Annotated in this window: 18 protein-coding genes; 5 read left to right on the plus strand and 13 right to left on the minus strand. The window is 64.6% G+C overall.

Features of this window, described 5'->3' with window-relative positions; all coding sequences use genetic code 11:
* The coding region (locus tag ACIGGF_RS11360; protein ID WP_397521426.1) for an IS30 family transposase at positions 1–345 on the plus strand (345 nt) is incomplete at its 5' end.
* A 48-nt stretch (positions 346–393) separates the two neighbouring features.
* Here the strand turns inward: ACIGGF_RS11360 and ACIGGF_RS11365 are convergent.
* Both ACIGGF_RS11365 and ACIGGF_RS11370 read right to left on the minus strand, forming a co-directional pair.
* Positions 394–3,078, minus strand: coding sequence for a DNA translocase FtsK (locus ACIGGF_RS11365; RefSeq protein WP_397521427.1), 2,685 nt, complete (start codon positions 3,076–3,078; stop codon positions 394–396).
* A 70-nt stretch (positions 3,079–3,148) separates the two neighbouring features.
* Positions 3,149–3,772: a TIGR03085 family metal-binding protein gene (locus ACIGGF_RS11370; protein WP_397521428.1), complete on the minus strand. Its 624-nt coding sequence runs from the start codon at positions 3,770–3,772 to the stop codon at positions 3,149–3,151.
* Between the two features lie 79 nt (positions 3,773–3,851).
* Here ACIGGF_RS11370 and ACIGGF_RS11375 point away from each other — a divergent pair, with 79 nt between their 5' ends.
* Positions 3,852–4,631, plus strand: a complete 780-nt coding sequence (locus tag ACIGGF_RS11375; RefSeq protein WP_397521429.1) for a sulfite exporter TauE/SafE family protein — start codon at positions 3,852–3,854, stop codon at positions 4,629–4,631.
* Positions 4,632–4,651: 20 nt separating this feature from the next.
* On the opposite strand, the gene ACIGGF_RS11380 is transcribed toward ACIGGF_RS11375, so the two are convergent.
* From ACIGGF_RS11380 to thyX, 3 genes are all read right to left on the minus strand, one after another.
* Positions 4,652–6,403: a ribonuclease J gene (locus ACIGGF_RS11380; protein WP_397521560.1), complete on the minus strand. Its 1,752-nt coding sequence runs from the start codon at positions 6,401–6,403 to the stop codon at positions 4,652–4,654.
* 107 nt (positions 6,404–6,510) lie between these two features.
* The gene (gene dapA / locus ACIGGF_RS11385; protein WP_397521430.1) at positions 6,511–7,419 is read right to left on the minus strand and encodes a 4-hydroxy-tetrahydrodipicolinate synthase; all 909 of its coding nucleotides are present in this window, start codon (positions 7,417–7,419) and stop codon (positions 6,511–6,513) included.
* A gap of 101 nt (positions 7,420–7,520) precedes the next feature.
* Complete coding sequence (thyX, locus tag ACIGGF_RS11390; RefSeq protein ID WP_397521561.1) at positions 7,521–8,255, minus strand: FAD-dependent thymidylate synthase; 735 nt, start codon at positions 8,253–8,255, stop codon at positions 7,521–7,523.
* Positions 8,256–8,418: 163 nt separating this feature from the next.
* Between thyX and ACIGGF_RS11395 the strand changes: the two genes are divergently transcribed.
* Positions 8,419–8,889 carry a hypothetical protein gene (locus ACIGGF_RS11395; protein WP_397521431.1) on the plus strand — a complete coding sequence of 157 codons (471 nt, stop codon included), beginning with the start codon at positions 8,419–8,421 and terminating at the stop codon, positions 8,887–8,889.
* A gap of 14 nt (positions 8,890–8,903) precedes the next feature.
* Here ACIGGF_RS11395 and zwf read toward each other — a convergent pair whose 3' ends face one another.
* From zwf to ACIGGF_RS11410, 3 genes are all read right to left on the minus strand, one after another.
* Positions 8,904–10,358 (minus strand): glucose-6-phosphate dehydrogenase, encoded by a 1,455-nt coding sequence (gene zwf / locus ACIGGF_RS11400; protein ID WP_397521432.1) that lies wholly within the window; start codon positions 10,356–10,358, stop codon positions 8,904–8,906.
* Between the two features lie 46 nt (positions 10,359–10,404).
* Positions 10,405–11,613, minus strand: a complete 1,209-nt coding sequence (locus ACIGGF_RS11405) for a winged helix-turn-helix domain-containing protein (RefSeq protein WP_397521433.1) — start codon at positions 11,611–11,613, stop codon at positions 10,405–10,407.
* A gap of 169 nt (positions 11,614–11,782) precedes the next feature.
* Complete coding sequence (locus tag ACIGGF_RS11410; RefSeq protein WP_397521434.1) at positions 11,783–13,144, minus strand: OFA family MFS transporter; 1,362 nt, start codon at positions 13,142–13,144, stop codon at positions 11,783–11,785.
* Positions 13,145–13,279: 135 nt separating this feature from the next.
* Between ACIGGF_RS11410 and ACIGGF_RS11415 the strand changes: the two genes are divergently transcribed.
* The gene (locus tag ACIGGF_RS11415; RefSeq protein WP_397521435.1) at positions 13,280–13,732 is read left to right on the plus strand and encodes a hypothetical protein; all 453 of its coding nucleotides are present in this window, start codon (positions 13,280–13,282) and stop codon (positions 13,730–13,732) included.
* 32 nt (positions 13,733–13,764) lie between these two features.
* Here ACIGGF_RS11415 and ACIGGF_RS11420 read toward each other — a convergent pair whose 3' ends face one another.
* The 3 genes from ACIGGF_RS11420 to dapB are packed head-to-tail and all read right to left on the minus strand — an operon-like array spanning position 13,765 to position 15,451.
* A complete protein-coding gene (locus ACIGGF_RS11420) occupies positions 13,765–14,217 on the minus strand; it encodes a flavodoxin family protein (RefSeq protein ID WP_397521436.1) in 453 nt (150 codons plus the stop codon).
* A gap of 5 nt (positions 14,218–14,222) precedes the next feature.
* Positions 14,223–14,642: a hypothetical protein gene (locus ACIGGF_RS11425; RefSeq protein ID WP_397521562.1), complete on the minus strand. Its 420-nt coding sequence runs from the start codon at positions 14,640–14,642 to the stop codon at positions 14,223–14,225.
* 50 nt (positions 14,643–14,692) lie between these two features.
* The gene (gene dapB / locus ACIGGF_RS11430; protein WP_397521437.1) at positions 14,693–15,451 is read right to left on the minus strand and encodes a 4-hydroxy-tetrahydrodipicolinate reductase; all 759 of its coding nucleotides are present in this window, start codon (positions 15,449–15,451) and stop codon (positions 14,693–14,695) included.
* A gap of 91 nt (positions 15,452–15,542) precedes the next feature.
* Here dapB and ACIGGF_RS11435 point away from each other — a divergent pair, with 91 nt between their 5' ends.
* Entirely contained in the window at positions 15,543–16,331 is a 789-nt protein-coding gene (locus ACIGGF_RS11435; protein ID WP_397521438.1) for an ABC transporter ATP-binding protein, read from the plus strand.
* 3 nt (positions 16,332–16,334) lie between these two features.
* Here ACIGGF_RS11435 and ACIGGF_RS11440 read toward each other — a convergent pair whose 3' ends face one another.
* Positions 16,335–17,441 (minus strand): alcohol dehydrogenase catalytic domain-containing protein, encoded by a 1,107-nt coding sequence (locus ACIGGF_RS11440; protein WP_397521439.1) that lies wholly within the window; start codon positions 17,439–17,441, stop codon positions 16,335–16,337.
* 82 nt (positions 17,442–17,523) lie between these two features.
* A complete protein-coding gene (locus ACIGGF_RS11445) occupies positions 17,524–20,202 on the minus strand; it encodes an MGH1-like glycoside hydrolase domain-containing protein (RefSeq protein WP_397521440.1) in 2,679 nt (892 codons plus the stop codon).
* Positions 20,203–20,210: the final 8 nt, after the last annotated feature.

The following is a 20,210-nucleotide window of genomic DNA, read 5'->3' on the forward strand; positions in this document are numbered from 1 at the left end:
GTCAGAGATGCGATGATCGCCGCGATCCGGTCGATGCCGGACACGCTCAAACAGTCGGTGACCTGGGATCAAGGCATGGAAATGCGCCGGCACGCGGAGATCACGATGGCCACCGACATGGCTATCTACTTCTGCGACCCCCACAGTCCCTGGCAACGTGGCACGAACGAAAACACCAACGGGCTACTGCGGCAATACTTCAAGAAGGGCACAGACCTCTCCGCGCATACCGCAGAGCGGCTTCAAGCGGTCGCTGACGAACTCAACGACCGCCCCCGCCGAACGCTAGGCTGGAACTCACCAGCAAAAGTGATCAACGAGCTAGTTGTTGCAACGACCGCTTGAAACTGCCCAGACGGCTGCAGTGGTCCATTCACGCTGGTCGCAGGGCCGTCAGAACTCCTCGGACGCCGGCTGCTCGTCCGGATCGCCGCCCTTGATCGACCACAGGAGACCATCGAGCTCGTCGGGCTTGACGAGTACCTCGCGAGCCTTCGATCCCTCGCTCGGTCCGACGACTCCGCGGTTCTCCATGAGATCCATCAGCCGTCCTGCCTTGGCGAATCCGACGCGGAGCTTGCGCTGCAGCATCGACGTGGAGCCGAACTGACTGGTGACGACAAGCTCGACCGCCTGCAGCAGCACGTCGAGGTCGTCGCCGATATCGGGATCGACATCCTTCTTGTCCGAGACCTTCGCAGCGGTGACGGTGTCGTTGTACTCCGGCTCCGCCTGGTTCTTGGCGAAGTCGACGACGGCTGCGATTTCTTCGTCGGTGATGAACGCACCCTGCAGACGTGTCGGCTTGCCCGCGCCCATCGGCAGGAAGAGCGCATCGCCCATGCCGATCAGCTTCTCGGCACCGGGCTGGTCGAGGATGACGCGGGAGTCGGTCAACGACGACGTGGCGAACGCCAGACGCGACGGCACGTTCGTCTTGATCAGACCGGTGACGACGTCCACGGACGGTCGCTGGGTGGCGAGCACCAGGTGGATACCGGCGGCGCGCGCCTTCTGAGTGATGCGCACGATCGCTTCTTCGACGTCACGAGGAGCTGTCATCATCAGGTCGGCAAGCTCGTCGACGATGGCCAGGATGTAGGGGTACGGCCGGTAGACGCGCTCACTGCCCAGCGGTGCGGTGATCTCGCCGGACCGCACCTTCTTGTTGAAGTCGTCGATGTGCCGCACCTTGTTGATCTGCATGTCCTGGTAGCGCTGCTCCATCTCCTCGACGAGCCAGGCCAGGGCCGCGGCAGCTTTCTTCGGCTGCGTGATGATCGGTGTGATGAGGTGCGGAATACCCTCGTAGGGCGTCAACTCGACCATCTTGGGGTCGATCAGAATCATCCGCACCTCGTCGGGCGTCGCCCGGGCGAGAAGCGACACGAGCATCGAGTTGACGAAGCTCGACTTACCCGCGCCGGTGGATCCCGCCACCAACAGGTGGGGCATCTTCGCCAGGTTGGCGCTGACGAAATCGCCCTCGATGTCTTTGCCGAGGCCGATCACCAAGGGGTGGTGATCCTTGCGCGTCGACGGGGCGGTGAGCACATCCGCCAGGCGGACCATCTCACGGTCCGAGTTCGGCACCTCGATACCGACCGCGGACTTGCCGGGGATCGGGGCGAGCAGACGCACGTTGTCGGTCGCGACCGCGTAGGCGATGTTGCGGGCCAGCGCGGTGATCTTCTCGACCTTGACGCCCGGCCCGAGCTCCACCTCGTAGCGGGTGACCGTCGGTCCGCGAGTGAAGCCGGTGACCGCAGCGTCGATCTTGAACTGCTCGAGTACCTCGGAGATGGCCTCGATCATGGCGTCATTCGCCTGACTGCGGGTCTTCGGAGGGTCGCCGTCGATGAGCAACGACAACGACGGAAGCGTGTAATCCCCATCGACGACGCGATCGACGACGATCTTGTCGTCCTCGGCTGCCGGCTTCGGTTCGGCGGCCTTGACGATCGGCTTGGGCTTCGGCCGCGGGGGCGCGGACGGCTCGGGGGCAGGCGTGGAGGCAGCAGCCGCAGGCGCGATCACCTCGGTGGCAGTCTCCGGGGCCGGGGTCTTGCGCGTGCGGGGCGGCTTCGCGACCGGGATGTACTCCTCGGTCGGGTAGTTGTCGTACGGGTCCGCGCCGGCATGTACCGGATAGCCGTCGGCGTCGAAGTTGGAGTCGTAGTCGCCGTACCCCTCGTCGCCGAATTCGGATCCGAAGTCCGCCGGGTCGTAGTCCTCGTATTCGTCGCCGCGACTGTCGGTACCGAACAATGCCCGCAGTCGGTCCGGCACGTCACGCACCGTTGTCCCGGTCAGCAGGAGCACTCCGAACAGCCCGGCGAGCAGGAGCAACGGCACTGCGAGCCACACCGTCAGACCGTCGGCGATGGGCCCGCCCGCCACGTAGCCCACGAAGCCCGCGCCCTCGCAGCGGCCCGTCGCATCGGTCGGCGAGCCGGCGGCCATGTGCCACAGACCGAGAATGGGCAGGCCGAGCAGAATCGAGCCCAGGATCAGTCGCGGTCTGACGTCCGGGTGAGGCTCCGAACGCATCAACACGACGGCAATCGCTACCGCCAGTACGGGTGCGACGTAGCCGGCCTCGCCGATGACGGCACGGATGCCCACCTCGATCCATCGACCGACCGGGCCACCGGCACTGAACCACACGCTTGCGGCGACGACGACGCCGACGGCGATCAATCCGAGGGCGATTCCGTCCCGACGGTGGCCGTGCTCGATGTCGGCTGCCTTACCGACAGTCCTGGTCGTGGCTCCGACACCTCGCGCAGCCAACGACCACGTCGAGGCGATCCCACGACCGATCGCGTCTATCGCACCGCGAGACTTCTTCTTCGCCGGAAGTCGACGAGTAGCCGCACCTCGCGCAGGTCCCTTGCCACGCGACGACGCAGCCGCCCGGGTGTTCGCCGTGTTGCGCGGCGCGGTGGGCTTCTTCGGCGTCGTGACGGTTCGGGCCGTGCGGCCGGTACCGGATTTACGAGAGGTCCCGGACGCACGCGAGGAGCCGGACCCACTGGATCCGGCCCTCGTGGTGGAGGTGCTGGTCTTTCCTGCCATGCACCCAGGCTAGTCGCAACAGCCCCGTCGAAACCATCCGCAACACCAGTAACAGCGGACGGGATCTGCGTCAGAAGCTCAGATCGAGCGCTTTCACCGCAGCGATGTCGCTCGCCGAACCCTGGTACTCGACCTCCACCTGATCACGACCGAAGGCGTAGAGAAGCAGTTCGGACGGCTCCCCCACCACGGTGACACCGGTACCGGAACCGCCCTTGAACGTGGCCGTCCGACCGTCCGGCGTGCGGACGTGCACCGGAATCGGGGCGGACCGATGACCGGCCCGACCGATCAATCGAACCTGCGGCCACAGCCGCGTCTCCACAGCAGCCGGCAGCACTCTTCGCGTCCACTTCTCGGTCGCACGGCGCAGGTCCTCGTGGTGTACGAACATCTCACCGAGGTTGATCAGAGGATCCAACAGCGCGAACGGAGACCACATCGGCGGACCGGTGCGGACGTCGTCGACCACAGCCGCGAACGGTCGGTTCGCGACGGACCGTTGGACCCGCTCGGTGTATCCGGCCAGCGGCGACAGAAAGATGCCCGGCGACGCGTCGAGCCGTCGCTCGCGCACGACGAGGTGCGCGGCCAGATCGGCGGCACTCCAGTCACCGCACAGGGTCGGGGCGTCGGGACCCACGTCGAGGAGGGTACGAACAAGCTGGGAACGTTCATCCTGGGCAAGGCTCACCCGCTCCACGTTACGGCTACTCCGGATCGGCGGCATCCTGCCGGAGGCATCACCTCTGGGTCTGGGTAGCCTCGCAACAGTGCCGATCTCGGAAATTGTCGTCATTCTGCTCGCCGGCCTCGGTGCCGGTGCCATCAACGCCGTCGTCGGTTCCGGAACATTGATCACCTTTCCGACGCTGGTTGCGTTCGGCTATCCCCCGGTGGTGGCCACGATGTCCAACGCCATCGGATTGGTGGCGGGAAGCGTCTCGGGCACATGGGGGTATCGCCGAGAACTGCGCGGACAGTGGCATCGTCTGCGGTGGCAACTCCCCGCATCATTCGTCGGAGCACTCGGCGGAGCCTGGCTACTGCTGCACCTACCGGAGAAAGTGTTCGCCTCCGTGGTTCCGGTTCTGCTGATCGGCGCACTGATTCTCGTTGTCGCACAACCGAAGATTCAAGCCTGGGCCAAACGGCGGTCGGAGGCGGCGGGCAAGGCGGCGCACCATGTCGGCCGTGGCCGCATGGCTCTGGTCACCATCGGCACTCTGCTGGTCGGCATCTACGGCGGCTATTTCACTGCAGCGCAGGGAATACTGCTCATCGGCGTGATGGGAGCCCTGTTACCCGAGACGATGCAGCGAATGAACGCTGCCAAGAACTTGCTGTCGCTCGTTGTCAACATCGTTGCGGCAGTTGCTTTCACGATTTTCCGATTCGACGACATCAGCTGGCAGGCCGCGGGCCTGATCGCCATCGGGTCACTGATCGGCGGCGCGGTGGGCGCACGGTACGGCCGCCGGCTGTCGCCGGCGGCCCTACGCGCTGCCATCGTCGTCCTCGGCCTGATCGGCGTCTGGCGACTGCTCGTCTGATTTCTAGGACTGCCTGATCTCTAGGACTGCGGTTGCGGCTTGACCGCGATGATGGTCGGTACGATCATCGGCTTGCGGCGGTACTTGTCCGCAACCCACCTGCCCACGACGCGGCGCACGGCCTGCGCGATGCGGTGCGTATCGGACACGCCGTCGGAGGCCAGACGCTGCAACTCCGCCTCGACGAGTTGTCCGGCTTCCTTCAGCGCGGCCGGATCGTCGGAGAACCCGCGACCGGACACCTCGGGTGCGGTCACCGCACGGCCGGTGGCCGAATCGACAGCAACGCTGATCGCGATGAAGCCGCCCTCACCCAGTACCAGCCGATCGGATAGCGTCGAATCGCCGACGTCACCGACCGAGAGTCCGTCGACGTACACATGCCCCACGGGCACCTGTCCGACGATCTCGGCGAGACCGTCGACCATGTCGACCACCACGCCGTCCTCGGCCAGCACCACACGCTCCTCGGGTACACCCGTCGCCTTGGCCAGAGCCGCGTTGGCACGCAGGTGACGCCACTCGCCGTGCACCGGCATCGCATTGGTGGGCCGTACCGCGTTGTAGAGGTACAGCAGCTCACCCGCAGAGGCGTGGCCCGAGACGTGGACCTTCGCGTTCTGCTGCGTCACCACGGTTGCACCGCGCTTGGCGAGGCCGTTGACCACCGCGAACACGGAGTTCTCGTTGCCAGGGATGAGCGAGGATGCCAACACCACCAAATCGTTGGCTTTGACGTTGATCTGACGGTGCTCGCCGCGAGCCATTCGCGACAGCGCAGACAGGGGCTCGCCCTGTGAACCGGTGGAGATGAGCACCAACCGGTCGTCGGGAAGTGTTGCGGCCGTGTCGACATTGACCTCGAGGCCGTCGGGAACCCGCAGGTAGCCGAGGTCCTGAGCGATCTGCATGTTGCGGACCATCGACCTGCCGACGAATGCGACTCTGCGGTTGTACCGCTCGGCAACATCGATCACTTGCTGGATGCGGTGTACGTGACTTGCGAACGACGCCACGATGACGCGCTGCTTCGCCTTGCCGATGACGGTGTCGAGCACGCCGCCGATTTCGCGCTCGGGGGTGACGAAGCCGGGCACCTCGGCATTGGTGGAGTCCACCAGGAACAGGTCCACTCCCTCGTCGCCGAGACGCGAGAATCCGGCCAAGTCGGTCAGGCGGCCGTCGAGTGGCAGCTGATCGAGCTTGATGTCGCCGGTGTGCAGCACCAGACCGGCATCGGTCCTGATGGCAATGGCCAATGCATCGGGAATCGAGTGATTCACCGCGAAGTACTCGCAGTCGAACGGCCCGTGCTGAGTGTGCTGGCCCTCGATCACCTCGACAAGGTTCGGGCGCAGCCGGTGCTCACGGCACTTGGCCGCGACCAGAGCGAGGGTGAACTTGGATCCGACGACGGGCAGGTCGGGTCGCAGGCGGAGGAGAAACGGCACTGCACCGATGTGGTCCTCGTGACCGTGAGTCAGGACCACGGCTTCGACGTCGGCCATGCGGTTCTCGATGTGCCGGAAGTCGGGCAGGATCAGATCGACACCGGGCTGCTGGTCCTCGGGAAACAGCACACCGCAGTCGATGATCAGCATCTTGCCCTGATGCTCGAAGACGGTCATGTTGCGACCGATCTCCCCGATTCCGCCGAGTGCGACCACCCGCAGGCCCTTGAACGGGGCTTTGGGCGGACTGCCGAGCCGCTCGGTGGGGTCGAACTGACGGCGCGTGTCGGGACGTTGGGTGCGCGCCGAATTCTGCACCATCGGCTTGCCCTGCCGGGCTCCTGACGGTTTCCCCTGCGTGGGGGCCGGGCGCTCGGAGGGTGGTCCGGCATTTCGGGTTGCGCGTCCGCGCGATCTGTTCGGTCGTGTCATACAAGAACTCCTGCCGCCCGCAGCTCCGCTGCGAGCAATTCGATGTGGTCGATGCTCGGTGGCACCTGGGGAAGTCGTGGTTCGCCGACATCGAGTCCGATGAGGCGAAGGCCGGCCTTCGATGCGCTGACGCCGCCGAGGCGCGCGACCGAACGAATGACCGGAATGAGGCTGACATTGATGGCTTGTGCGCGTGCGATGTCGCCCATCATGAAGGCGGTGTGCAGCTCGCGGAGGCGAGCCGGGACGAGGTGGCCGATGACGCTGACGAAGCCGGTGGCACCGACCGAGAGCCAGGGCAGGTTCAGCGGGTCGTCGCCGGAGTAGAACTGCAATCCGGTCGACGCGATCAGTTCGGCGCCGGCGTTCAGATCTCCCTTGGCGTCCTTGACCGCCAGGATCCGAGGATGCTCGGCAAGTCGACGCAAGGTCTCGGTTTCGATCGGGACGACCGATCGCGGCGGAATGTCGTAGAGCATCACAGGAAGGTCGGTCGCGCTGGCGACCGCGGTGAAGTGAGCGTAGAGCCCGGCCTGGGGTGGCCGAGAGTAATACGGCGTCACCACCAGCAGGCCGTGCGCTCCGGCACGAGCAGCATCGCGGGCCAGTTCGACACTGTGCGCGGTGTCGTTGCTTCCGGCCCCGGCGATGATGCGAGCCCGATGACCCACAGCGGCGATCACCGCTCGCAACAGTTCGAGCTTCTCGTTCTCGGTGGTGGTCGGCGATTCGCCCGTCGTGCCGGCCAGCACCAGCCCGTCGTTGCCCTGCTCGACGAGGTGGTGCGCCAAGCGAACACCGGCATCGATATCCAACTTGCCGTCCGCCGTGAACGGGGTCACCATCGCGGTGAGCACCGTACCGAACACAGGCGCAACAGAAGAAGCGGTGTCACCGTAGGTCATGGCAGCAGATTACCCGGTGCTTTGCCCCCTCTCGCGCAGCGGGACTCCCCGCTGACACCCACGCCGGTGTACCCGATACCGGCTCGAACCGAACCTCGTCGCTACACCTCGGTCACGAACGGGCTGCGGGCCACTTCCGTACCGTCGGGCAACGTCGAGATCTCGAAATCACCGAACACGTCCGGAGCCGTTGCCACGAGCTTACGCAGACATTCCACGGCGACGCGGCGAATTTCGACGTCCGCATGCTCCGACGCGCGCATCGACACGAAGTGACGCCATGCGCGGTAGTTTCCGCTCACCACCACCCGTGTCTCGGTGGCATTCGGGAGCACCGACCGCGCCGCCTGCCGGGCCTGCTTCCCGCGTAACGCGGCATTGGTGACCGACTCCAACTTTCCCTCGAGGGCGCCGAGCAGTTCGGTATAGGCCGCGCGGCTCGCCTCCGTCGCGGACGCGAACAACGCCTCGAGCTCGGGATCCCCCTCGACGGCAGGCGGCAACACGACATTGGCGTCGTGCTCGGGAACGAAACGTTGCGAGAGCTGAGAGTAGGAGAAGTGCCGATGGCGAATCAGCTCGTGTGTGCACGACCGAGAGATACCGGTGATGTAGAAACTCACGCTCGCGTGCTCGAGCACCGACAGGTGCCCGACGTCGAGTAGATGACGCAGGTACGACGCGTTCGTGGCGGTCCGAGGATTGGGTTTGGACCAACTTTGGTAGCACGCGCGCCCGGCGAACTCGACCAAGGCCTGTCCGCCGTCGGCGTCGGTCTCCCATGGGATGTCGACAGGCGGGACGAACTCGGTTCGGGCAACGAGCTGCACGTTCAACGCGACTGTTCGGGGTGCCGCTCTACCCTCGATTTCTGATGACACCGCACAACACTAAGGGCGGTCGGCCGTTTTCGACGAAGCATGACGTCACACCGGGTTGTCATGCATGACGTCACCAGCGCAGCTTGACTGACGCCATTGTCGACGCCACACTGGCGTCATGGAACTGGACAAGTACACCGAGTCGTTGCGCACCGATCTGCTCGCGGCTGCGGCCCTGGGAGACGAGCACACCCGGCAGACGGCCGAGGCACTCGGCAAGACCGCGGAAGCGTCGGCCAGATTGATGTTGCTGACCGCGTTGTCGGATTTCGCGGCCGAGGTCTCGAACGAACTGGACGGTCATTCCGTCTCCGTCCGACTGGACGGCACGCAGGCGCATGTCGACGTTCGACACGACACCCCGATCGTGGACATGGGCGTCACCGACGCGCCCGAAGCCGAGGACTACCCCACGATGGACGACGTCTCCGGCGAAGTGCGTCGCGTGACGCTTCGACTGGTGGAGCAGATCAAGGAACGCGCCGAGGACGCCGCGAACAACCGCGGTGTATCTCTCAATTCATGGCTGTCGCAAGCTGTTCAGGGCGCACTGCGTGATCAGATGCGCAAGGACCGTGGCTGGAACTGAAAACGCCGGGGCCGCTACTTCCTCTCCCGCCACTCCCGCTCGAACGGCAACCGCCAGGCGTGTGGGGCGATGAGCTGATGAATTGCGTTGGGGCCCCATGATCCTGGCGCATACTGACGCACCGGAGGCGGATCGGCCAGCAACGGCTCCGACACCTGCCACAGACGTTCTATGCCCTCCGCGGTCGTGAAGAGCGTGTGGTCGCCGTACATGGCATCGAGGATCAGACGTTCGTAGGCTTCGAGCACGTCGCCGGCGCGTTCGGTTTCGTGGATGGCGAACTGCATGCTGAGTTTGTCCAGCCGCATCCCGGGACCGGGCCGCTTGCCGTAGAACGACAGCGACACCTTGGAGGCGTCCGCAAGGTCGAAGGTGAGGTGATCGGGGCCCTGGGCTCCCACTCCGGAGCCGGCGGGGAACATGCTCTTCGGCGGTTCCCGAAACGCTATGGAGATGATGCGTTGGCCTTCGGCGAGACGCTTACCGCTGCGGAGGTAGAACGGCACACCGGCCCAGCGCCAGTTGTCGATTTCGCATTTCAGTGCCACGAAGGTGTCGGTGTCGGAATCGGGCGCGACTCCTTCTTCCGATCGGTATCCCGTGTACTGGCCTCGCACAACGTTTTTCGGGTCCAGCGGAAGCATGGAACGAAATACCTTGTTCTTCTCCTCACCGATCGCGCGGGGTTCGAGCGCAGTCGGTGGTTCCATCGCCATGAAGGCCAGCACCTGGAACAGATGCGTGACGACCATGTCCTTGTACGCGCCGGTGGACTCGTAGAATCCTGCTCGACCGTCGAGGGCGAGCTTCTCCGGAATGTCGATCTGAACGTGATCGATGAAATTACGGTTCCAGATCGGCTCGAACAGCCCGTTCGCGAAGCGAAACGCCAAGATGTTCTGCGCCGGTTCCTTGCCGAGGAAGTGATCGATCCGAAAGATCTGGTCCTCGTCGAACGTCTCGTGCAGTCGGGCGTTCAACACGATTGCGCTGTCGAGGTCGGTACCGAAGGGCTTCTCCATGATGATCCGCGAACGCTTCACCAGATCGGCGGACGCCAGCGTATCGACCACGGCCAGAGCCGCTCTGGGGGGAACCGAGAGGTAGTGCAGTCTCTTGGCACTTCCGCCCAGGTCGATCTCGGCTTCGGCCACCGCTTCGCCCAGAGCTGCGGGCCCGGCCTTCTGAGACACGTACGTCAGCCGCGAGGCGAACTGCTGCCACTGCTCGTCGCCGACCTTACGGCTGGAGTACGTGTTGATCGATTCGCGCGCCAGAGCACGGAATTCGTCGGTGGACATCTCCTCGAGAGACGTCCCCACTACGCGAATATTGGGAGCGAGATCGGACAGTGCCAGGTGCATCATTCCGGACAGGAGTTTTCGTTTGGCCAGATCACCGGTTGCCCCGAACAGCACGACGACCTGGGGTGGAAGCTCGGAATCGGAATCTGTCCAACGCGAAGTCACGCTCCGATAGTGACACCGATCCGGGCCGAGTGCACGTCGACAGCACTCAGAGCAGCGAGGCGACCAGGTCACCCCGGTCCCCCACTACCACATGTTCGAGTTCGAGCCAGTCGGCCATGTCTCGAAGGACGGCCCGCAGTCGCGGAGCGATGTCGTGGGCGTTGCGGTCTCCCTCGACGTAGGCCGCGACGACATGCAGTTCGGATCGCGCGCGCACTGCCTTGAGATCGACGCGTGCCACCAATTGACCGTCGAGCAGGAACGGAAATACGTAGTACCCGTGAATTCGCTTGTGCTGCGGGGTGTAGATCTCGATGCGGTAGTGGAAGCCGAAGATCCGCTCCACCCGTGGCCGAAAGAAGATCATCGGATCGAACGGGCACAGCAGGGCCGCCGCGGTTGCGGTGCGCGGTGTTCTGGCGTCCCGGTGCAGATAGGCCGGTGCAGTCCATCCTCGAACGGCCACCTGCTCGAGCACGCCGTCCTCGACCAGATCGGCGATCGCTGCCTTGGATTGTTTCCGAGAGAGCCGGTAGTAGTCGCGGAGATCCGGCTCGGTACCGATACCCAATGCGCGAGAAGACTTCTCGATCAGCAACCGGACGGCATCCCGTTCGTCGACGTGTCTGCGCAGGACGGCTTCCGGAAGCACTCGTTCGCTGAGTTCGTACTGCCGAACGAATCCGGTCCGGGCCGGCACGCTCACCACCCCGGCGGCGAAGAGTTGCTCGCACACCACCTTGACGTCGCTGCGGTCCCACCAGGGTCCTTTGCGCCCGGGTTTGTCGACGTCGAGATGCTTCTCGATCTCACCCGCACTGGCAGCGCCGTGCTCGGCGATCACCGCCAGAACGTCGTCCGCCAGCGCCGGTTCGCGGTCGAGAATGCGTGCGGCACCGCCCCAACGCCCGTGTCGGTACAGCTCCATGCGCCACCGCATGAGCGGCCAATCCTCCACGGGCAGCAGCGCTGCTTCGTGCGCCCAGTATTCGACCAATCGGCGGGGGCGTCGGGCAGTGTCTGTCCACGCGGCATCGTCGACGATCTTGCGGTCGTAGACACCGACTCGACTGAACACCGGAGCGTACTGCGCACGCACCACCACCGAAACGGAGTCGATCTGCAACAACCCGGTGGTATCGATGGCAGCATGCACCGCGTTCGTGCTCGCCGGTCGCGAACGCGATCGAGTCGACGCCAGACCTTGGGCGGCCAAGGCGGTACGACGGGCCGCGGCGGCGCTCATGTCTTGCATCGGCCCACCCTGTCACGAGTCACCGACAGCCCGTCACGAGTCACCGAGACGGCATGTCAGGAGCTGAAGAGGTTCTTCGCTTTGAGAACCAGCTCGAACAGTCCGTAGGCGAACGGCACGGCAACCCACGCCCATGCGACAGCCATCGTGACCTGTCTCTGTGCGCCGCTCATGCCTTCGCTCCCGTGGTGACTGCAGAATCCGCGTGATCGGGTTCGTGGAATTTGGACGCCACCGGTTTGATGGCTTCGTTGGCCAGGAATCCGACGACCAACAATCCGATCATCACGTAGAAGGCCGGGAGGTATCTGCCGGTGGTGCCGGGCTCCCCGGCGTCGGCGATGGCGTTGACGATCAGCGGACCCAGAACACCGGCGACCGACCATGCGGTGAGCAGTCTTCCGTGGATAGCGCCCACCTGGTACGTGCCGAACAGATCCTTCAGATAGGCCGGGACGGTTGCGAATCCGGCACCGTAGAAGGACAGGATCAGCAGCGCAGACACCATGAACAGGATCTTGTTGGTGTTGGTGAACAACGCGATGTACAGGTAGAGCAACGCGCCGACGCCCAGATACAGGCGGTAGATGTTCTTGCGGCCCACCACATCGGAGACCGACGACCAGACGAACCGTCCGATCATGTTGGTCAGCGAGAGGAAGGCAACGAAACCGGCGGCCGCGGCGGCCAGAGCCTCCGGCGAGGTGGCGTCGGGAAAGAAGTCCTGATAGATGCCCGAGCCTCGCTCGAGGATCCCGATTCCGGCAGTGACGTTGAAACACAGCACAACCCACAACAGCCAGAACTGCGGAGTCTTGACAGCGTTGGCAGCCGAGACATTGTGCGAGGACACCATTGCGGACGCGGCGGGCGGGGTCCACCCGGCCGGGGTCCATCCTTCGGCGGGCACTCTGATCAATGCAACGCCCAACGCCATGAACACCGCGTATCCGACGCCCAGGGTGAGGAACGTCTTGGCGATCGAACCGTCGGTGAAGCCGCCGAAGTTCACCATCAGTTGGCTGGTGAGCGGTGACGCGATGAGGGCACCACCGCCGAAGCCCATGATGGCGATACCGGTGGCCATTCCCGGTCGGTCCGGGAACCACTTCATCAGTGTCGAGACGGGCGAGATGTACCCGATCCCGAGGCCGATACCGCCGACGAATCCGTAGCCGAAGATCACCAGCCAGAACTGCCCGAGCGCCATGCCGAGTGCGGAAATCAGAAGTCCGGATACGAAGAAGACCAGCGAGACGGCCATGGCCCACCGCGGACCGTTCTTCTCGACTCGGGTCCCGAAGATCGCGGCGGACAGGCCGAGCATCACGATGGCGAGCTGGAAGGGTATTGCGGTGACGGTGCCGCTGAGTCCGAGCGCGTCGGGCTGTGAGATCGCGTTCTTGAATACGCTCCATGCGTACGCAGAACCGATCGCCAGGTGAATCGACAGGGCCGCCGGGGGTATCAACCAGCGGCTCCACTCCGGTGTGGCAACAATTCTGGAGCGGTCGAGAATGGGGAGGGTCATCGAAATCCCTTGGTATCGAGAGCGGTACAAATATCGACTAACCCCTGCAGTCAAACACGAGGATCGCCTTGCCTGCTCACAATCGGATAGTTTCTGCACCGAACTCACCGATGTGCGCCGCGTAACCTGGAGAGTGTGGACATCGAACGGTGGCGTAGCAGATTGCCGGTGAAACGGGCCTCCGACGGCGAAGTGATCGGGTGGACGGTCGCGCTTAGTTCGGACGAGTCGAACCCGATCGACGAAGACGCCGAGGGATATGTGGTCGACGCCGTCAATCCTGCTGGAATCACCGTTGCGCAGGGCGTCCCGATCGAGGAGGCCATCGCATGCCTGGAAGATCGCGGCCTGGCATCGTTGTCCGCTCCGCACTGGACGAAGGCACCTCTACCACTGGAGTCCGAGACCGATCTGTTTGCACCGCAAGACGATTGGCCGTGGCGACGGGTGCTGATGACGCAACTCGACGACAACCGGGTGTGGATCAGGCCCGCGTACCCGAGTTGGCCGGAGCGTCTGCTCGAGATCGCACTACCGATCCCGGCCGACGACATACTGCGTCCGGACTCCCCCACGAATTCCGACTGAGTCGGTAGCGTCCCAGGACGGGCACGTATGCGTCAGTCGGACAGCCCCGCCGCGACGGTTCCGCCGAGCTCGTAGCAACTCTCGCGTGCAGCCTTACCGCCTTCCGCGAGGTGCACGGTGCCGAACACTTTCTCGAGTCCCCAACCCGACGCGATGGTCTCGATACCGCGCGCGGCACCCACCGTGTCGTTGTTGCCGTGAACCCATGCCGCGTAGGGCTTTCCGGCAACGGCGTCCAGGCACGGATAGTAGACGGTATCGAAGAAGTGCTTCAGCGCCCCGCTCATGTAGCCGAAATTGGCGGGTGTGCCGAAGAGAAAACCGTCGGCGCCGAGGACATCCGGAACGGTCGCACCCAGGGCGGGAATGCTCCTGACGTCCACACCGGTGATGTCAGGATCACGTGCGCCTGCGAGCACGGCCTCGAGCAATTCACGAGTGGCAGGGCTCGGGGTGTGATGTACCACCAGCAGCGTGCGGGCCATCCGCCTCAGCGCTCCGCTTGTTCCAGTGCCACTGCGCGTTTCATGGTCTCGCGGGCCCGTCCACGATCACCGGCGTAGTCGTAGGCACGAGCCAGGCGGTAGGAGTTGCGCCAGTTGTCCGGATCCTTCTCCCACTCCGCTTTGATCCGTTGGAACAGCTCGTCGGCGGCATCGCGTTCTATCCTTCCCGATGGCCTGAGCGGGAGGTCGTCGACGTCGAGTTCGAGGCCTTCCTCTCGAATGCGCGCTGCCAGCCGCTGATGGTCGAAACCTGCCTTCAGCGTCGCCCACACGATCCACAGACCGACGATCGGAAGGAGGATCACACCGATACCGAGAGCAGTACTGGCAATGCCGCCGTTCTGGATCAGCGTCACCCCGCGCTGTCCGAGCAAGAAGAAATAGAAGCCGAGGATCAGCACCATCACCGCAATGATGGCGACGACTTTGGTTGCCTTGTTCACAGCAGATCAGCTCACAGATCCAGGAGCGGGTCGAGGCCGATGGTCAGCCCCGGTCGAGTGGCGATCTCTCGAACTCCGAGCAGCACGCCTGGCGCGAAGGAGGTCCGGTCGAGCGAATCGTGGCGGATGCTCAGTGTCTCCCCCTGCGTCCCCAACAGCACCTCTTGATGCGCAACCAGTCCTGCGAGCCTGATCGAATGCACACGGACCCCGTCGACGTCCGCACCGCGCGCGCCGTCCAGTTCGGTCGTCGTCGCATCCGGGCTGGGCGCGGTGCCGGCGGCGGCACGCGCTTCGGCGATCAATGCGGCGGTGTGATACGCCGTGCCCGACGGCGCGTCCGCCTTGTTGGGGTGATGCAGTTCGATGACCTCGACCGAGTCGAAGAATCGAGCGGCCTGCTGGGCGAACCGCATCGACAGCACCGCTCCGATGGCGAAGTTGGGGGCGATCAGCACTCCCGTGTCGGGAGAGCCGGCCAGCCATTCACGGACCTGTTCGAGCCGAGGCTCGTCGAACCCGGTCGTACCCACCACGGCATGGATGCCGTGCTCGATCAGAAACTGAAGATTGTCCATCACGACATCGGGGTGGGTGAAATCCACGACCACCTCGGCGTTCGCGTCGACGAAGTTCGCCAGCGGATCACCCTGGTCGACGCTCGCCACGAGCTCGAGATCGTCGGCTGCCTCGACGGCGGCGCAGATTGCCTGCCCGACCTTGCCGCGTGACCCCAGTACCCCTACTCGGACAGGTGCCGTTGCACTCACGTCGTACCCACACTCGTTTCGTCGTCTTGTCGCTTCTACCGACCTCAGAGCCTACTTCTCCGCGTTCCACCACGGCAGCTACGGTCGTCCGGTGACGTCCACCGTTCTGTTCGCCGACCACGTCGATCTGGTCCGCGGGGGTCGATACCTGCTCAGTGACGCGACGGTGAAGGTCCAGGCGGGCGAACACTGGGTGTTGCTCGGTGCCAACGGCGCGGGTAAATCCACCCTGCTCAGCTTGCTCGGCGCGCTCGTCCATCCCACGCACGGTTCCGTGCACGTTCTGGGCCATCGCCTCGGCCGAGTGGACATGCGCGAGCTGCGAACGCACATCGGTCACGTCGACCCACGCCTGAAGATCGAGGCTCCGCTGACGCTGCTGCAAGTGGTGCTGACCGGGCTCACCAATACTCCCGATCTGATTCCCCGATGGTCGGCCTCCGACAGCGAGATCGCACGCGCTCACCGGCTGATCGAATCCCTCGGCGTCGCCCATCGCACCGAGGCGTCCTGGCACACGCTGTCGCAGGGCGAGCGAGGCCGAGCGCTCATCGCGCGCGCTCTACTTCCCGACCCAGCTCTGCTGCTGCTCGACGAGCCTGCCACCGGGCTCGATCTCGCTGCCCGCGAACAACTTCTGAGCGCACTCGACTCGCTGCGTGCCGGACACCCCACCCTGGCCAGCATTCTGGTGACGCATCACCTCGAGGAAATCCCGACCTCGACCACCCATGCGCTGCTCATCCGTGACGGACGGGTGCAGGCACAGGGAGCCGTGGACGCGGTGCTGACCACCGACAACATCAGTGAGTGTTTCGACCATCCCATCGAGATCTCGAAGCAGCGCGGCCGATGGGTCGCCACGGCGTCCCACCGCTGACGGTCAGTCGAAGACGATGACCTGACGGATCGCGTTGCCGTCGGCCAATTCGTCCATGCCGCGGTTGATCTCGTCCAACGTGATTCTCGACGAGATCAGCTTCTCGACGGGAAGCCGCCCCTCACGCCACATCTGGGCGTAGGTCGGGATGTCGCGCGCCGGCACAGCGGAGCCCAGGTAGCTGCCGATGATCGTGCGGGCCTCCGCCACCAGACCCAGCGGTGAGATGGACGAGCGGGCGTCGGGTGAAGGAAGACCGACGGTGATGGTCTTGCCGCCGGGAGCGGTTGCCGCGACGGCAGTTTCGAAGGCTCGCGCATTTCCGGCCGCCTCGACGACGATATCGGCCTTGATGCCCTTCTCGGCGAGCTCGGCAGGTGAGTAGACCTGCGTTGCTCCGAGATCGGTTGCGGTGGAAAGCTTGTCGGCGACTCCGTCCACACCGATGACTTCACCCGCACCGATCGAGACCGCGGTGAGCACTGCAGCCATGCCGACGCCGCCGAGACCGACGACCATGACCGACTGTCCGGGTTTGGGCGTGCCGGCGTTGAGGATCGCCCCGCCGCCCGTCAGTACCGCGCAGCCCAGGACCGCCGCGATGTCGGCGGGAATGTCGTCGTCGACCGGAACCACGGACTTGCGGCTGACCACCGCGTGGGTGGCGAATCCGGAGACTCCGAGGTGATGCTTGACCTCCTCCCCGTCCCGGTGCAGCTTGATGCCCCCGCCGAGCAACGTACCGGCATTGTTGGACGCGCTACCCACGACACAGGGCATCTGGCCGTCGGTGGCGCACCCGGCGCACTCACCGCAGCGCGGCAGGAACGTCATGACGACGCGGGTGCCGACCTCGATGTCGTCGACACCCGGTCCAATTTCCTCGACTCGGCCGGCGGCCTCGTGGCCGAGCAGCATCGGGACGGGACGAACTCGATTGCCGTCGACCACCGACAGGTCCGAGTGGCACAGACCCGCGGCTTCGATTCTGATCAGCAGTTCTCCGTCCCCCGGCGAGCCGAGCTCGAGGTCGGAGACGGTGATGGGATGCGAGTCCGCGAAGGGACGTGATCGGCCGATTTCTTCGAGTACTGCGCCGCGAATCTTCATCCCGTCAGACTATGCGGCTCCGCCGCAGTGGTGTGGACGAGTGCCGCGGGGGGCACATAACCGCACCACTGCGCGCAGCGCACTACAGCGGCAGACGTGGCCTGAGCAGGTGGGCAACCAATGCAGTCCACCCCGTTTGGTGGGTGGCCCCGAGTCCCTCGCCGGTGTCCCCGTCGAAGTATTCGTTGAAAGTGGGGTGCGCACTCCACAGTGGATCGGAACTCGATTCGATCCGCTTACCGTCGGCAGGCCGCTTGCCGTCGACGGGACGGAACAGTCCGGCGAGACCGTTGTCGATCAAGTCGGCAGCATCGGTCAGGGTGCGGTGGTTACCCGAGCCGGTGGGAATCTCGATGGTGAACGAGTCGCCGTAGTACCGGCCGTACGCGCGCAACTTGTCGGCCAGCAATACGTTGACCGGGAACCACACCGGACCTCGCCAGTTGGAGTTTCCACCGAACATCCCGGTCCGCGACTCCCCCGGCTCGTATTCGATGGACAGGCTGCGGCCGTCCACGTCGAAGGTGACCGGTTCGCGGTACGAGGCCGAGAGCGACCGGATACCGAACTGCGACAGGAACTCCTCCGAATCGAACATGCGGGCCAGAATTCTCTTGAGCCGTTCGGGTTGGACGAGCGTGAGCAGCATTCGCACCTCGCCGCCCTCGCGCCGAGCCAGTAGCGGACTGACCATGTCCGGCCGTCGGTGCTGCACCCACCGCAGCCGAGCCGCGAGGTCCGGGCATTCTTCCTCGACCCACGGCGGTATCTCGGTGGCACCGAGGATGGGCAGCAGACCCACCATCGACCGAACCCGCATCGGGACGGCGCCGCCCCCGGGTTGAACCAGGACGTCGTAGAAGAACCCGTCTTCCTCGTGCCACAGCGAGATGTGCCGAGAACCGAACGAATTGACCGCCTTCGCGATCGAGAGAAAGTGCGAGAAGAATTTCGTTGCGACGTCGTCCCAGGCGCTGTCGTGCCGCGCGAGCTCCAGGGAGATCTTGAACATCTGCTGGCAGTAGAACGCCATCCAGCTCGTCGCATCGGACTGTTCCAGTCTGAATCCCGGTGGCAGCGGTGCGGATCGGTTGAACAGGCCGATGTTGTCCATACCGAGGAACCCGCCCTCGAAGATGTTCGAACCCTCGGAGTCCTTGCGATTGACCCACCATGCGAAATTGAGCAGCAACTTGGTGAACACCCGCACCAGGAATTCGCGGTCCCGGTAGCCGTCGATGCGATAGACGTGCCACGCTGCCCACGCGTGCACAGGTGGGTTGACGTCTCCGAACTCCCATTCGTACGCCGGGAGTTGGCCGTTGGGGTGCATGGCCCATTCCCGGCACATGAGGACCAACTGTTCCTTGGCGAAATCGGCGTCCACGTGCGCCAGTGGAATCGCGTGAAAGGCCAAGTCCCAGGCCGCGAACCAGGGGTACTCCCACTCGTCGGGCATCGAGATCACATCGGCCAACGCGAGATGCCGCCAATGCGCGTTACGACCGCCAGGATCCTGCCTGGCCTCGGGGGCCGGCGCCCCCACCTTGTCGCCTTCGATCCACTCCTCCACGTCGTACCGGTAGAGCTGCTTCGTCCACAACAGCCCGGCGTACGCGCGCCGCGCCACGTGCCGATCGGTGTCGGTGAGGTCCGCACCGATCACTGCGCCGTAGAATTCGTCCGCCTCCACCTGCCGATCGATGGTGACTGCGTCGAACCCCGTCCCGAACGTCTGCTCATCGGGCCGGTTGGGCGACAGGCGCAGTCTGACCGATTCGGTTGCGCCGGAGGCAATGTCGTCGAACCGATACCAGAATGCAGCCTTCGTTCCGGTCTGCTCGGGGTTGACCGCGTCGACGTCGCCGTCGACGACTCGGCGACCGATCCCGTCCTTGGGGTAGGCCGAGATGTTCTCCTGTCCCCATAAATCCTCGGCGTTGGTTTCGTTGTCGCAGAACAGAACCGAAGGCGAACCTTCGGCGCTCAAATAGTAACGCCCCAGAAATCCGTGGTCGGCGGCGATGGCCTCGAGTCCACCGGCCAGCAGGTCCGGTGGACCGAGCTGCGCCAGTGTTCCGCCGCGGTCGTCGCGTCCCCAGGACCAGGTGTTGCGCAGCCACAGGTGCGGCAGAAGATCGACCGAAGCCGCATCGGGGCCGTGGTTGGTGATGGAGATGGTGATGCAGATGTCGTCGGGTGAGGCCTTGGCGTAGGTCACCTGGACGTCGAAGAATCTGTTCTCGTCGAGGATGCCGGTGTCGGCCAATTCGTATTCGCGGTCGTCGCGACCGCGTCGAGCATTCTCTTCGCGCAGGTGCGCGTACGGATACTCCGCGTGCGGATAGCGGTAGAGCCATTGCATCCAACTGTGCGTCGGAGTGCCGTCTATCGCCCAGAAGTACTCCTTGACATCCTCACCGTGATTACCCTCCTCGTTGGCCAGACCGAACAGCCGTTCCTTGAGGATCGGGTCCTTGCGATTCCACAGCGCGAACGAGAAGTTGAGGAACCCGAAGCGGTCGCAGATTCCGCCGATGCCATCCTCACCCCAGCGATAGGCCCGCTTGTGCGCCTGATCGAAGGGAAACGACGTCCAGGCGTTGCCGTCTTCCGAGTAGTCCTCGCGCACCGTGCCCCATTGGCGTCCCGCCAGGTACGGGCCCCATTGACGCCACGGGCCGCTGACCCCCGGCGATTCCGCCAGCCGAGTGTGCTCGACGGTGGACGGGGTGGGAACGCTCACGGGATTGGTGGTCACGGCACACA

The organism is Rhodococcus sp. NPDC078407, assembly GCF_044542515.1.
Taxonomy (GTDB): domain Bacteria; phylum Actinomycetota; class Actinomycetes; order Mycobacteriales; family Mycobacteriaceae; genus Rhodococcoides.

Coding starts and splice junctions, on each gene's coding strand:
- ACIGGF_RS11405 (WP_397521433.1), bottom strand. CDS start 11,613: ATGCAAGACATGAGCGCCGCCGCGGCCCGTCGTACCGCCTTGGCCGCC.
- ACIGGF_RS11425 (WP_397521562.1), bottom strand. CDS start 14,642: ATGGTGCTGATCCTCGGCTTCTATTTCTTCTTGCTCGGACAGCGCGGG.
- ACIGGF_RS11440 (WP_397521439.1), bottom strand. CDS start 17,441: ATGAAGATTCGCGGCGCAGTACTCGAAGAAATCGGCCGATCACGTCCC.
- ACIGGF_RS11365 (WP_397521427.1), bottom strand. CDS start 3,078: ATGGCAGGAAAGACCAGCACCTCCACCACGAGGGCCGGATCCAGTGGG.
- ACIGGF_RS11420 (WP_397521436.1), bottom strand. CDS start 14,217: ATGGCCCGCACGCTGCTGGTGGTACATCACACCCCGAGCCCTGCCACT.
- ACIGGF_RS11395 (WP_397521431.1), top strand. CDS start 8,419: ATGGAACTGGACAAGTACACCGAGTCGTTGCGCACCGATCTGCTCGCG.
- ACIGGF_RS11410 (WP_397521434.1), bottom strand. CDS start 13,144: ATGACCCTCCCCATTCTCGACCGCTCCAGAATTGTTGCCACACCGGAG.
- ACIGGF_RS11380 (WP_397521560.1), bottom strand. CDS start 6,403: ATGGTGCAGAATTCGGCGCGCACCCAACGTCCCGACACGCGCCGTCAG.
- dapA (WP_397521430.1), bottom strand. CDS start 7,419: ATGACCTACGGTGACACCGCTTCTTCTGTTGCGCCTGTGTTCGGTACG.